The following is a 12,665-nucleotide window of genomic DNA, read 5'->3' on the forward strand; positions in this document are numbered from 1 at the left end:
ATCAGCCTGCCAGCTGCTCGGCGTCGAGCGCGTAGAGCAAATCGGCCCCGCCGATCGCAGCGGCCTTCATGCCGAGCGCCTCGGGCACCACGTGGTCGAGGAAATAGCGCGTCGTGACCGGCTTGACCTTCGCCAGTGCCGGAGCCTCGCCGCCTTCGACCGCGCGCGCCTGGCGCAGCAACTGCCAGCCGGCGACCGCGATGGCCGACATGGCGGTGAAGGGCACGCTGCCCGCTAGGCGATCGTCGAGCGAACCCTCGTCGCGCATCCACTTGGCGATGGCCGCGCAGTCGCCGGCGAGCTGGAACAGCGCCGGCTCGTCCGCCGCGTCGCGCGCGATGTCTTCCATCAGCGCGGCATAGACCTCGCCATTCTCGAAACCGAGCTTGCGGGTGACGAGGTCGGCGGCCTGGATACCGTTGGTGCCTTCGTAGATCGGCGCAATGCGCGCGTCGCGATAATGCTGCGCCGCGCCCGTTTCCTCGACGAAGCCCATGCCGCCGTGGACCTGCACGCCGAGGCTCGCGACCTCGATGCCGGTGTCGGTGCCCCATGCCTTGATCATCGGCACAAGCACTTCGCCGCGGCGCTTGGCAGCTTCGTCGCCCAGCGTGCCGCGATCGACCTGGCCGGCGGTGTAGTAGAGCAGCGCGCGCGCACCTTCGGTCAGTGCCTTCATGCGCAGCACCATGCGGCGCACGTCGGGGTGCTCGATGATCGAGACCGGCGTCTTGTCGGGCGCGCCCGCGCGGGCCGACTGGACGCGCTCCTTCGCGTAATACAGCGCCTGCTGCAGCGCGCGCTCGGCGATCTGGACGCCTTGGCTGCCGACATTGATGCGCGCATTGTTCATCATGGTGAACATCGCCATCAAGCCGCGGTTTTCCGCGCCGACCAGCTCGCCCACGCATTCGCCGTTGTCGCCATAGCTCATGACGCAGGTCGGCGAGGCGTTGATGCCGAGCTTGTGCTCGAGGCTGACGCAGCGCAGGTCGTTCTTCGGCCCGAGCGAGCCGTCCTCGTTCACATGGTACTTCGGCACCACGAAGAGCGAGATTCCCGCGCTGCCTTCCGGCGCACCCGGTAGGCGCGCGAGGACGAGGTGGATGATGTTCTTCGCCAGCTCGTGCTCGCCCCAGGTGATGTAGATCTTCTGGCCCTGGATCAGGTACTTGCCCGCATGCTCGCCATCTTCGATCGGAGTGGCGGTCGCGCGCAGGGCGCCGACGTCGCTGCCGGCCTGCGGCTCGGTCAGGTTCATCGTGCCCGACCATTCGCCGCTCACCAGCTTCGGCAGGTATTTCGACTGCTGCGCTTCGCTCCCGTGATGCTCCAGCGCCTCGATTGCGCCGACCGACAGCATCGGCAGCAGGGTGAAGGCCATGTTCGCCGTGCCGAGGTTCTCGATCACGTTGCAGGCGAGGGTGAAGGGCAGGCCCTGGCCGCCGAATTCGGTCGGCGAGGCGATCGCGTTCCAGCCCTGCTCGACATAATGCTCATAGGCTTCGGCGAAGCCGTCAGGCAGGCGCACGACGCCGTTTTCGAGCACCGCGCCTTCGAGGTCGCCGACGCGGTTGAGCGGGGCGAATTCGCCGGCGGCGAACTGGCCGACGCCTTCGACGATGGCTTCGACCATGTCCTCTTCGGCGGCGGCATAGCGCTCGCTCTCGGCAAGGTCGGCAATGCCTGCGTTGACGCGGATGGCGAGAAGCTGGTCGTTGGTGGCGGGCGAGAAGGGGGTCACGGCTTTGTCGAGTCCTCTTGGCTTTGGGCTGCATCACCTATAGCTCGCAGGCATGACGGGCAAGAACGCTACGGAAACGCTACGGGCGGACGCGGCGGGAATCGCGCATGCCGCGGCGATTCTCGAACGGGGCGGTCTTGTCGCGGTTCCGACCGAGACCGTCTACGGCCTCGCCGCCCGTGCCGACAGCGCAGAAGCGGTCGCGCGGATCTACGCCGCCAAGGGCCGACCGAGCTTCAATCCGCTGATCGTCCATGTCCGCGATGCAGAGCAGGCGCAGGCCTATGCGCAGTTCGATGAGGCGGCGAGCCTGCTGGCCGAGAACCACTGGCCGGGGCCGCTCACGCTCGTCCTCCCGCGCAAGAAGGACGCAAACCTCGCACCCGCCGTCACTGCGGGATTGCCGACCATTGCGCTTCGCGCACCCGCGCATCCGGTGATGCATGAACTGCTCGGTGCGGTAGACTTCCCGCTCGCCGCGCCATCGGCCAATCGCAGCGGCTTCATCAGCCCGACCAGCGCTGCGCACGTCCTTGCCTCGCTCGACGGGCGGATCGATGCAGTGATCGACGGCGGCGAAAGCGAGGCGGGGCTGGAATCGACCATCGTTGCGATCCGCGAGGGCGGCAAATGGGACGAACTGCGCCCCGGGCCATTCGATACGGCGGCGATGCACCGCTTCTACTACGACCGACCGCTCGATCCGGAAGCGCATCGCGGTGGGGTCGAAGCACCGGGGCAATTGTCGAGCCACTACGCGCCCGGAAAGCCCGTCCGGCTCGAAGCGAGCGAGGCTCGCAACGGTGAATTCATGATCGGCTTCGGAGATGTCGCGGGCGACTGCACGCTCTCGTCATCGGGCGACCTGACCGAGGCGGCCGCCTCGCTCTATCGCTGTCTCCACGAGGCTGCTGTCTCGCAGCAGCCCGAGATTGCCGTCGCACCGATCCCGAACGAGGGCATCGGCAAGGCGATTAACGACCGCCTGCGCCGTGCTGCGGCCTAGCGCTTCGCATCAGTCGTCGACCGGTTCGACCGGGATCGTCGGGATGAGCTCCTCGATTTCGGCATAGGTCTCGCGAGCGTCTTCGCAGGCGTCCTCGTCGCCATCGAGGCAATCTTCGCGCTGCTTGGCATATTCGCGTTCCAGCTTGCCGAGCCGTTCTTCGCGCTTGCGGATTTCGCGCCCGCGCTTCTCGTCCGCTTCGGACTGGCTGGTCGTCGCCAGGTCGACCGCCTTGCCCGCAACCCGGACCGGCGCAGTCGCCACGTCGAACGCGGTCTTGGCGATGCACCCGCTGAGGAACATGCTCGATGAAACCAGTACCGAAACGAAAATGCCGCGCATGGACGATCCCTCCATGCGCGGCACTATAGGCGCGGTTTCTGGCGCGTCGATGAATTACGTGTTCGGTTCGGTTTCGACGTCGTCGCAGATCAGCTTGCCCGACCCGACCGTATTGGCCTTGCAGGTCGCGCCGCCCGTCACCGTAACGGTGCCCGAGCCGAAGATGTTCGCCTCGACATCGCCGCCGGATGCGAAAATCGCCTTGCCAGAGCCCGCGATGTTGATGTCGGCCGAACCGACCGTGATTTCGGCCATCGAGGCTTCTCCCGAACCGCCGAGATTGAAGTCGAGGCTGTCGGCCGTGCCCGAGCCGGTGAAGCTGCCGGAGCCGCCGATGTTCACGTCGAGCCTGCCGGCCTCGACCGAAGCCGCGCTCGCTTTGCCGGATCCGCCGATCGAGACAGTCGCGTCGCCCGACAGGCGATCGGCCTCGATCGTGCCCGAACCGGCGATATTCATCGTGTCGAGCGAAGGGATGGTGACGCGGATGGTCGCCGTGTTGTCGCCGCTCCAGTTCTTGCCTTCGCGATAGACGGCGAAATTGTCGCCGTCGCGGTCGAAGCGCAGCTTGTCGGTTACTTCCTCGTCGCCTTCGACCTCGATGGTGAAAGCATCGCCGGTGGTGACCACGATATTGTCGGGCCCTGCCAGCGTCACACCGGTCGGGGCATCGCCAGAGGTGTCGAATTCCGAGAGCGGAACGCCGTCGCCGTCGATCTGGATGTCCATGTCGTTGCAGGCCGCCAGCGTCGTCGCGAGGCCGATCGCGTAGAGGGGGCCGAGAATGTTGCGCGGGGTGAATTTCATCGTCGTCTCCGGTTTATCCCTGGTGGTGCGGACGGTCAGTCCAATTTCTTCGGCTTCTTGGCCTTTTTCGCTTTCTTGGGCTTAGCAGGCTTGGCCGGCTTCGCTGCCTTGGCGGGCTTTGCTTTCTTCGCCTTTTTCGCCTTGGGCTTTTCCGGCGCCGCAGGCGCTTCTTCCTCTGCCGGCTCGTTGGCGACCTTGCGCGCGAACTCCTTGCGGCGCGCGTCCATCGGCGGGCGCTCGTGCGGCCCGCGGTTCTCGCGCGGCGCGCAGTGGATCTTGCCCGAGCCGAGCGAAGTCGTCGTGAGCTTCGCATTGCCGAATACCATCAGCGTGCCGGAGCCCATGGTGGTCGCTTCGATCGCACCGTCGCTGGCGACCATTGCGTGGCCCGAACCCGCCAGGGTGATCTTCGCGGTTTCGACCTCGCAATGCGCGAGCATAGCCTTGCCGGAACCGGCGACATTGAGCTTGAGCTTTGCAGTGCTGCCGTCTGCCACCAGCATGCCCGAGCCCATGAGGTTCGCCTTGAGGCGCTCGATGGAAATCTCGTCGAGGACGATGATGCCCGATCCTGCAATGACGACCTTGGCCTCGGCTGCGAGCGCATTGGTCGAGATCATGCCCGAACCGGCGACGACGAGCGTGCGGGGGGCGGGCATGGTGACCTCGACATGCGCCACATCGCGCCCGTCCTTGCGCATGATGACCAGCCGGCCATCCTTGAGCGAATAGCGCAGGGCATCTGCGCCTTCGCCGCTCGCATTGATGCGGAAGGTCTTGCCCTCGGTGATTTCGACATTGGTCGAGCCCATCACGATAAGCTTTTCCGGTGCGGGCTGGGTCAGGTCGAGCTCGTCGAGCGTCTGGCCATCGTGCTCGCCGTCGAAATGGAAGCGGGCGCCATCGAAGCGGAAATTGGTCTTGTCGAACCGGAAGTTCTTGTCGTCGAACTTGCCCGACATCGCGGCTCCGACAATCGTTCCGACATTCCTCAGGATATCGTTGAGCATGGGGGTTCTCCAGCTAATGCGTATTGCTGATATAATACAGCAGGCATCCGCCTTCAACACCCCCAACGAAAAGGGCCGCCCAATCGGACGGCCCCTGTCGATACGAGAATGTCGCCCGTCGATCAGGCGTCTTCGGTGTTCTCGTAATACTGCGGCGCATGCTCGCGCAGCACGTCGAGGATTTTCTCGAGCGCGGTCGCCTCGTCGGTCTTCTCCATCGCCGCGAGTTCGCGGGCGAGACGGCTCGAGGCCGCTTCGAAGATCTGGCGTTCCGAATAGCTCTGTTCCGGCTGGTCGTCCGGACGGAACAGGTCGCGGGTGACTTCGGCGATCAGGACGATTTCGCCCGAGTTGATCTTGGCCTCGTACTCCTGCGCGCGGCGCGACCACATGGTGCGCTTCACCTTCGGCTTGCCCTTGAGGGTTTCCATCGCTTCCTTGAGCGTCTTGTCGCTCGACAGCTTGCGCATGCCGATCGATTCGACCTTGTTGGTCGGGACGCGCAGGGTCATGCGCTCTTTCTCGAAACGCAGGACGTAGAGCTCGAGCTGCATGCCCGCGATCTCTTCATTCTGCAGTTCGATCACGCGACCGACACCATGCTTGGGGTAAACGACGTAATCGCCCACGTCGAAGGCGGGAGCCTTGGCTGCCATACACAGTCCTTTCTAGCGGTCGGGAGCCCCCGGAAGCGACGAAAACCGACCCTTCGCCCGGGCCGTGTCAGCCCGGTCGGAACCGGATTGTGTTGTCGCGAGTGGTCCTGACCTTTCCGTTCTATCCTCCGTCGCCGGGACCAAACCGGCGCGGTTGATGGATTATATAACACAACCGCAACAAAATTGCGAGTCTTTCGCCTTTCAGCCTTGACTGCCCTCGGCATGGCGTTCGCGCGCGGCATTCAGCTCGGCTCCGAAGAGGAACAGGAAGGCGCTGAGATACAGCCAGGTCAGCAGCACGATGACCGCGCCGAGCGAGCCATAAGTCGCGTTGTAATTGGCAAAATTCGCCGAATAGTAGCCGAAGGCGGATGTCGCGATGAGCCAGCCGATCGCGAACAGCAGCGCGCCGGGCCACAGCGCCGGCCATCGGGGCGGCTGGCGACGATGCGGCGCTACCCGGTAGGCGAGCGCCGCTCCGCCGAATCCGGTCGCGCCGAGCAAAGCGAAAGCGGCTATGCTCGCGGCAATGCCGCCCAGCGCACTGGTCGCAGCGATCGCGAAGGCGGACACGCCGAAAGCCACGAGCGCGCCGATGGTGAGCAGGATGGCCACCAGGTTGAACTTGAGGATGTTGCGCGTCTCGTCCGCGCAAAAGGCGACATTGAGCGCGGTGATGATCGAGCCGGCACCGCTACGCGCGCTGAACAGCGACACGGCGAAAGCGGTGAGGAGCCCGAGACCCTTGGCACCTTTCGAACCCTCGACCACGCTGCGCAGCTGCTCTCCGACCAGATCGGCCGCCGATGCGGGCAAATTGCTCGCCAGCACCGCGACATGGCGCGCGACCGTAGCCGGCTCGGCGACAAGGCCATAGATCAGCACCGCCACGGCGAGCAGCGGCACCATCGCGAGGAATGCGAAATAGGCGATTCCCGCCGCAGTCAGCGAAATCGTGTTTTCGGTCGAGCGTGCCCAGGCGCGTTTGAGCAGGGTCAGCATGGCTGCGACCCGGGTGCGAAGATCAATCGCCTTCGCCCGGCTCCGGGGTGAAGTACTTCTCGAACTTGCCTTCTTCGCCCTTGTGCTCGTCGGCGTCCTCGGGCGGATCCTTCTGGCTCGTGATGTTCGGCCATTCGGCGGAGTACTTGGTGTTGAGCTCGAGCCACTTCTCGAGACCGTCCTCGGTATCGGGGAGGATCGCCTCGGCCGGGCATTCGGGTTCGCACACGCCGCAATCGATGCATTCCGAAGGGTTGATGACCAGCATGGTCTCGCCTTCGTAGAAACAGTCTACCGGGCACACTTCGACACAGTCGGTGTACTTGCATTTGATGCATGCGTCGGTGACGACATAGGTCATTGCGGTGTATTCCCTTGTTTCCTGCCCGCCGAGCGGGCCGTGCCCTGCGCTGCTATGGCGCTTTCACCCGCCGGGTCAAGCACCCGATAGCAGCTTTGCGCTTCATCAGCCGGTCCGCGCCGCACCGGCAATTGCTCAATCGCGACGACCGTGACCGGGTTCCCGAACGGCAAAGTGAGGACGTCGCCGACGCCGACCGGCTGGCTGCACCGGGTCACCCGCTCGCGGTTGAGGCGGATGTGCCCGCCATCGACCATCCGCTGCGCCAGGCCCCGCGTTCGCGTGAAGCGGCACCAGTGCAGCAGGCGGTCTATGCGCATTACCGGATGAGGTCAGCCAGCCCGGCGAAAGCATTGCCCTCGCGCGGCTTGGAGGGCTTGGCGCGTTCCTGCTTGCGGCGCGAAGGGCGCCACTCGAAGAAACCGGGCGCGGGCGGACCGAACGCCTTTTCGGCCAGCGCCTTGCCCGGCTGGTGGCGGAAACCTGCTGCGCCGAGCAGTCGGCGGAAGCTGTCGGGCGTGAGGCCGGTCGAGATGGCGAGCGAGGGGTCGAGGATGAACTTGCGGTTCTTCGACTTGGCGCGCGCTTCGTGTGCGGCGCGCAGCACCTTCTCCGCGACATCGACGCGCACCGCCTGTCCGCCGGCCGGGCGATAGCCCGAAGGCAGCTTCCTCTCGCCCTCGATCACCGGGATCATCGCTTCGTTGAGCGCGCGGCGATCGATGCCCATCGCGTTGAGCAACTTGCGCGGTGCAGGCTTGAGAAGGGCGGGGGCGAAAATGTCGAGCGCGCCGAAAGTGACGCCAAGCCGCCTCAGGAACGGCCGCATTTCCTTGGGCAAATGCTCGATCCCCGCCTTTTCGCGGCCGACATAGCCGTGACCCGAAATAACGTTGAGCAGCAATGCGCGGGCCTGCGACCCGGCATTGGGGTCCTGCGTCGCAGCTTCCATTTTCGCCAGCGGCTCAAGCGGTTCGAGCTGCTTGGCGAGCCAGGTATCGAGCGCCGCAACCAGCTTGGCGCGCGCTTCGTCCGGCAGCGCGTCGAGCTCGCGCGCAAGATCGAGCCGCGGCCTGGTCGGCGAACCCTCGACCACGAGCCTGGCGAGCAGGTGCCCGTCCCAGCGCAGCGCTCCCTTCTCGATGGTTACGCCGTCGAGCCCGCCGGCAACGAGGGCCTCGGCCCGCTCGGAAAGGATGCGCGGCAGGGCCTTCTCGCCTGCCGCGAGCAGCATCTTGCGATCGGCATGGTTGGCCGAATGGTCGACGGTGAAGCGGAAACCCTCGATCCGGCCGATCGCCTCGTCCTCGACCAGCAGGCTGCCGTCTTCGGCCAGCGTCACGGGCAGTAGGGAAGCATCCTGTCCCAGCGATTTCATCAGGATTGCAGTCCTTCTATTCACAAAACGTTCGGTCAGCCGGGCATGTAGCGCATCCGACAGCCGCGCTTCCACCGCCCTTGCGCGCGCAGCCATCTCGTCGCGCGCGAGCACCCAGTCGGGGCGCTGGCAGATGTAGGCCCAGCTGCGGATCGCCGCGATCCGGCCCTGCAGCGTATGGATGTCGCCCTGCACATTGTCGAGTTCGGCAATGCGCGCAGCGGCGAAGTCGGCCCCGATATAGCCGCCCCGCAAATCCTGCCACAGCCGCGCGACGAAGCGTGCATGGGTGTCGGGCCCGACCTGGCGGAAGTCGGGCAGCGAGCATGCTTCCCAGAAGCGGCGGACATTGCCTGCCCCGCGCACCCCGTCGGCAAGCGGCGTTTCCGCGAGGCGTTTGAGCACGGCAAGGTCGATCGATTCCGGGACGAGGCGCAGCTCTTCCTCTTCCGGTTTCGCCTCGAGGTCGGCGATCAGCGTCGCGATACTGTCGAACCGGGGTTCGGCCTCGCGCCAGAAAAGGCGGGTGATCGGGCGGAAGCGGTGTTCCTCGATCGCGTAGATCTCTTCCTCGGAAAACTCCGCCGGCTCGGCATGATGCCCGCCGACGCCGGAAAGCGTCCCGAACGTCCCGTCCTGCTGGTGTCGCCCCGCGCGCCCGGCGATCTGGGCCATTTCGGAAGGAGTCAGGCGGCGCTGCTTGACCCCGTCGAACTTGGCGAGCGAGGCGAAGGCGACGTGGCGCACATCGAGATTGAGGCCCATGCCGATCGCGTCGGTCGCGACGATGTAGTCGACCTCGCCCGCCTGGAACATGGCGACCTGCTTGTTGCGCGTTTCCGGGCTCAGCGCGCCCATCACCACCGCGCTCCCGCCGCGGAACCGGCGAAGCATCTCGGCCACCGCGTAGACCTGTTCGGCACTGAAAGCGACGATCGCGCTGCGCGGGGGAAGGCGCGAGAGCTTGCGCGCGCCGGCATGGGTGAGGGTGGAAAAACGCGGCCGCTCGATGATCTCGGCCCTCGGCACCAGCGCGCGAACCATCGGCTCGAGCGTTGCCGCGCCGAGCAGCATGGTCTCCTCGCGCCCCCGTGCGTGGAGCAGCCGGTCGGTGAATATATGCCCGCGCTCGCGATTGGCGCCGAGCTGCGCCTCGTCGAGCGCGACGAAGGCGTGGCCGCCGCCATCGCGCGGCATGGCTTCGGCAGTGCAGCAGAAATAGCGCGCTTCGGGCGGCTCGATCCGCTCCTCGCCGGTGATCAGCGCGACCTGTTTCTCGCCCTTGATCGCGACGACCCGGTCGTAGACCTCGCGCGCGAGCAGGCGCAGGGGAAAGCCGATGGCGCCGCTCGAATGGGCGCACATGCGCTCGATCGCGAGATGCGTCTTGCCGGTATTGGTGGGCCCGAGAACCGCCTTGATCGTGCTGTCCGTCACCCCCCTCATGTGGCAGCGCACATGCCGCGCGACAACCGCTGGCCCCTCGTCCGGGCGCGGGACACGCAGCTTGTCGACAGCCAAACGCACTTGACCGCAGATTAAGGCGATATTTACTTTAATTCCCGACGAACGAGGCGATAAGGCCACGAGTGGGTCTGGCCGCCGGTTTCTGGCGGCCCTTATTGGAGGGCGCGTTGTACAAACCGCGCAAAATCGAGGATTCCGCCGAGGCGGAGAATGGCAAGGACGTGCCCTGGCGGGCCGTGACCCTTGCGCATTCGCAGATCCTCGGAAAAGACGCCCCCGAACCCGCCCGGGTCGAAGAAGAGGCACATCATCGCCTCCAGCGCGGCGACGGCCTGCGCGAACGCTTCGACGAATGGCGTCATAACACTTCGGAAAAGATTGCCGCGATCGACATCGCGCCGGACCTTGCCGAGGCGATCGGCAGTCGCCGCTGGTTCCGCGGGCTGGGCACCATGCTCGCCCTGTCTGCAGCGGCGCTCGCCTTCTGGCCCGATTTCTCGCCGGTCGAGGCAGCGCCGGCGATGGATATCGACCAGACCTCGCGCGACGAATTCCGCAGCCAGATGATCATGCCGCTCGCGCTCGGCGCGGACAGCGGGCGCCACATGGGTGCAACCCCGGCGGTCAAGGAACTGGCCCGAGCGCCGGAGCGTCCGCAGCTCATGCTGGTGGCGACGCTTTCGCAGGGCGACAGTTTCGAACGCATGCTCCAGCGAGCAGGCGTCGGCAGCGGCGATGCGCAGCGGGTGAGCGAGCTCGTCGCGCGTAGCGTCGACCTGAAGGATATCGAATCCGGCACGCAGGTGGACATCACTCTCGGCCGCCGCGTGTCTCCCGGCACGCCGCGCCCCCTCGATGCGCTGAATTTCCGCGCCCGTTTCGACCTCGAACTCGCGGTCGAGCGCAATGGCGACAATCTCGCACTGCGCCGCATTCCGATCCGGGTCGACGAAACACCGCTCCGCATTCGCGGCACCGTGGGGCAGAGCCTCTACCGTTCGGCGCGTGCAGCAGGCGCTCCGGCGAGCGCGGTGCAGCAGTACCTCAAGGCGCTCGGCGAGCAGGTCGACATGGACCGCTCGGTCCGCGCCACCGATACCTTCGATATGATCGTTTCCTACCGCCGCGCGGCGACCGGCGAGCGACAGGCGGGCCAGTTGCTCTATGCCGGGATCGATCGCGGCGGGCAGCCGAACATCCAGCTGATGCGCTGGGGCAAGGACGGCCGTTTCTATGAGGCGTCGGGCGTCGGCGAACAGCGCAGCGGCCTGGTCCGCCCGGTTCCGGGCTCGATGAGCTCCGGCTTCGGCATGCGGCGCCATCCGATCCTCGGCTATCGCCGGATGCACTCCGGGCTCGACTTTCGCGCTTCCTACGGCACGCCGATCGTGGCCGTGACCGATGGGCAGGTGAGCGGGGCAGGCCGGATGGGCGGCTGCGGCATCGCGGTGCGGCTTTCGCACGGCGGCGGGCTGCAGACCCGCTATTGCCACATGAGCCGCCTTGCCGTGCGCAGCGGCCAGAATGTGCGGCGCGGGCAGGTGATCGGCTATGTCGGCTCGACCGGCCTCTCGACCGGGCCGCATCTCCATTACGAGATGTATCGCGGCGGCCGGGCGATTAATCCGCAAAGCGTCAACTTCGTCACCCGCGCGCAGCTGGAAGGCGAGGAACTGCGCCGTTTCCGCGAATCCCTCATCCGCCTCAAGACTGTCGACGAAGGCGCGGCACTGGCCGATCTCGAGCGCACGCCGGTTGAAATGGTCGACGAGGAACCCGCGCGCGAAATCGACAAGGTGGACCAGCCGAAGAAGGTCGGCTGACGGGGCGACTGACCGGGCGACGCGCAAGGCCGATTGAACCGGCCCGCCAATTGCGGCACACAGCCTCCCCATGACTGCCAGCTATCCCAATACGCGCCTGCGCCGGACCCGCGCTGCGGCGTGGAGCCGTGCGATGCACCGCGAAACCGTGCTCACGCCTGCCGACCTCATCTGGCCGCTCTTCGTCACCGAGGGGCAGGGCGTGGAGGAACCGGTCGCCACGCTTCCCGGCGTTTCGCGCTGGTCGGTCGACGGGATCGCCGCGCGCGCGAAGGAAGCCGTCTCGCTCGGCATTCCCTGCATCGCGCTGTTCCCCAACACCCCGCAGGACAAGCGCAGCGACGACGGGGCCGAAGCGCTCAACCCGGACAACCTCATGTGCCGCGCGATCAAGGCTGTGCGCGATGCCTGCGGCAGCGACATCGGCATCCTGACCGACGTCGCGCTCGATCCCTATACGAGCCACGGGCAGGACGGGCTGCTCGACGATGCCGGCTATGTCGTGAACGACGATACGGTCGCGGTGCTGGTCGACCAGGCGGTCAACCAGGCGGACGCGGGCGCGGACATCATCGCTCCGTCGGACATGATGGACGGCCGCGTGCGCGCGATCCGCATGGCGCTGGAGATGAACGCGCATCCCAACGTCCAGATCATGGCCTATTCGGCGAAGTATGCCTCGGCCTTCTACGGCCCGTTCCGCGATGCGGTCGGCTCGGGCGGGCTGCTGAAGGGCGACAAGAAGAGCTACCAGATGGATCCGGCGAACGGCGACGAGGCGCTGCGTGAAATCGAGCTGGATATCGCCGAGGGCGCGGACAGCGTCATGGTGAAACCGGGGCTTGCCTATCTCGACATTATCTGGCGCGCGAAAGAGCGCTTCGGCGTGCCGGTCTTCGCCTACCAGGTGAGCGGCGAATATGCCCTGATCGAAACCGGCGCTGCAGCAGGGATCGGCGACCGCGATGCGCTGCTGATGGAGAAGCTCATCGCCTTCAAGCGCGCGGGATGCAGCGGCGTGCTGACCTATCACGCGCCGGTCGCTGCCCGCCTGCTCGGAGCCTGA

At 66.1% G+C, this 12,665-nt stretch carries 12 protein-coding genes; 3 read left to right on the forward strand and 9 right to left on the reverse strand.

Features of this window, described 5'->3' with window-relative positions; genetic code table 11:
* Position 1 precedes the first annotated feature (1 nt).
* Positions 2-1,744 carry an acyl-CoA dehydrogenase gene (locus EO245_RS02590; protein WP_128891468.1) on the reverse strand — a complete coding sequence of 581 codons (1,743 nt, stop codon included), beginning with the start codon at positions 1,742-1,744 and terminating at the stop codon, positions 2-4.
* Positions 1,745-1,796: 52 nt separating this feature from the next.
* Here EO245_RS02590 and EO245_RS02595 point away from each other — a divergent pair, with 52 nt between their 5' ends.
* Entirely contained in the window at positions 1,797-2,750 is a 954-nt protein-coding gene (locus EO245_RS02595) for an L-threonylcarbamoyladenylate synthase (protein ID WP_128891469.1), read from the forward strand.
* 9 nt (positions 2,751-2,759) lie between these two features.
* Here EO245_RS02595 and EO245_RS02600 read toward each other — a convergent pair whose 3' ends face one another.
* From EO245_RS02600 to EO245_RS02635, 8 genes are all read right to left on the reverse strand, one after another.
* Positions 2,760-3,092 (reverse strand): hypothetical protein, encoded by a 333-nt coding sequence (locus EO245_RS02600; RefSeq protein WP_128891470.1) that lies wholly within the window; start codon positions 3,090-3,092, stop codon positions 2,760-2,762.
* Positions 3,093-3,146: 54 nt separating this feature from the next.
* Positions 3,147-3,899 carry a GIN domain-containing protein gene (locus EO245_RS02605; protein ID WP_128891471.1) on the reverse strand — a complete coding sequence of 251 codons (753 nt, stop codon included), beginning with the start codon at positions 3,897-3,899 and terminating at the stop codon, positions 3,147-3,149.
* Positions 3,900-3,934: 35 nt separating this feature from the next.
* Positions 3,935-4,909: a head GIN domain-containing protein gene (locus EO245_RS02610; RefSeq protein WP_128891472.1), complete on the reverse strand. Its 975-nt coding sequence runs from the start codon at positions 4,907-4,909 to the stop codon at positions 3,935-3,937.
* Positions 4,910-5,031: 122 nt separating this feature from the next.
* Positions 5,032-5,565: a CarD family transcriptional regulator gene (locus tag EO245_RS02615; RefSeq protein WP_128891473.1), complete on the reverse strand. Its 534-nt coding sequence runs from the start codon at positions 5,563-5,565 to the stop codon at positions 5,032-5,034.
* A 204-nt stretch (positions 5,566-5,769) separates the two neighbouring features.
* Positions 5,770-6,570, reverse strand: a complete 801-nt coding sequence (locus EO245_RS02620) for a YihY/virulence factor BrkB family protein (protein ID WP_128891474.1) — start codon at positions 6,568-6,570, stop codon at positions 5,770-5,772.
* A gap of 22 nt (positions 6,571-6,592) precedes the next feature.
* The gene (fdxA, locus tag EO245_RS02625) at positions 6,593-6,931 is read right to left on the reverse strand and encodes a ferredoxin FdxA (RefSeq protein ID WP_128891475.1); all 339 of its coding nucleotides are present in this window, start codon (positions 6,929-6,931) and stop codon (positions 6,593-6,595) included.
* Positions 6,928-7,251 (reverse strand): RNA-binding S4 domain-containing protein, encoded by a 324-nt coding sequence (locus EO245_RS02630; RefSeq protein ID WP_128891476.1) that lies wholly within the window; start codon positions 7,249-7,251, stop codon positions 6,928-6,930. Before EO245_RS02630 ends, fdxA begins: the two co-directional genes overlap by 4 nt.
* A complete protein-coding gene (locus EO245_RS02635; RefSeq protein ID WP_164931248.1) occupies positions 7,251-9,755 on the reverse strand; it encodes a helicase-related protein in 2,505 nt (834 codons plus the stop codon). Before EO245_RS02635 ends, EO245_RS02630 begins: the two co-directional genes overlap by 1 nt.
* Positions 9,756-9,943: 188 nt before the next feature.
* Here EO245_RS02635 and EO245_RS02640 point away from each other — a divergent pair, with 188 nt between their 5' ends.
* Together EO245_RS02640 and hemB are read left to right on the forward strand one after the other, a co-directional pair.
* Positions 9,944-11,599 (forward strand): M23 family metallopeptidase, encoded by a 1,656-nt coding sequence (locus EO245_RS02640; RefSeq protein ID WP_234026938.1) that lies wholly within the window; start codon positions 9,944-9,946, stop codon positions 11,597-11,599.
* 70 nt (positions 11,600-11,669) lie between these two features.
* Positions 11,670-12,665 (forward strand): porphobilinogen synthase, encoded by a 996-nt coding sequence (gene hemB, locus EO245_RS02645; protein WP_128891477.1) that lies wholly within the window; start codon positions 11,670-11,672, stop codon positions 12,663-12,665.

It is taken from the genome of Erythrobacter sp. HKB08, assembly GCF_004114695.1.
Taxonomy (GTDB): domain Bacteria; phylum Pseudomonadota; class Alphaproteobacteria; order Sphingomonadales; family Sphingomonadaceae; genus Parerythrobacter_A.

Excerpts from the sequence above, each read along its gene's own strand:
- EO245_RS02595 (WP_128891469.1), top strand. The coding sequence starts at position 1,797 with ATGACGGGCAAGAACGCTACGGAAACGCTACGGGCGGACGCGGCGGGA.
- EO245_RS02600 (WP_128891470.1), bottom strand. The coding sequence starts at position 3,092 with ATGCGCGGCATTTTCGTTTCGGTACTGGTTTCATCGAGCATGTTCCTC.
- EO245_RS02605 (WP_128891471.1), bottom strand. The coding sequence starts at position 3,899 with ATGAAATTCACCCCGCGCAACATTCTCGGCCCCCTCTACGCGATCGGC.
- EO245_RS02610 (WP_128891472.1), bottom strand. The coding sequence starts at position 4,909 with ATGCTCAACGATATCCTGAGGAATGTCGGAACGATTGTCGGAGCCGCG.
- EO245_RS02615 (WP_128891473.1), bottom strand. The coding sequence starts at position 5,565 with ATGGCAGCCAAGGCTCCCGCCTTCGACGTGGGCGATTACGTCGTTTAC.
- EO245_RS02620 (WP_128891474.1), bottom strand. The coding sequence starts at position 6,570 with ATGCTGACCCTGCTCAAACGCGCCTGGGCACGCTCGACCGAAAACACG.
- fdxA (WP_128891475.1), bottom strand. The coding sequence starts at position 6,931 with ATGACCTATGTCGTCACCGACGCATGCATCAAATGCAAGTACACCGAC.
- EO245_RS02630 (WP_128891476.1), bottom strand. The coding sequence starts at position 7,251 with ATGCGCATAGACCGCCTGCTGCACTGGTGCCGCTTCACGCGAACGCGG.
- EO245_RS02635 (WP_164931248.1), bottom strand. The coding sequence starts at position 9,755 with ATGAGGGGGGTGACGGACAGCACGATCAAGGCGGTTCTCGGGCCCACC.
- hemB (WP_128891477.1), top strand. The coding sequence starts at position 11,670 with ATGACTGCCAGCTATCCCAATACGCGCCTGCGCCGGACCCGCGCTGCG.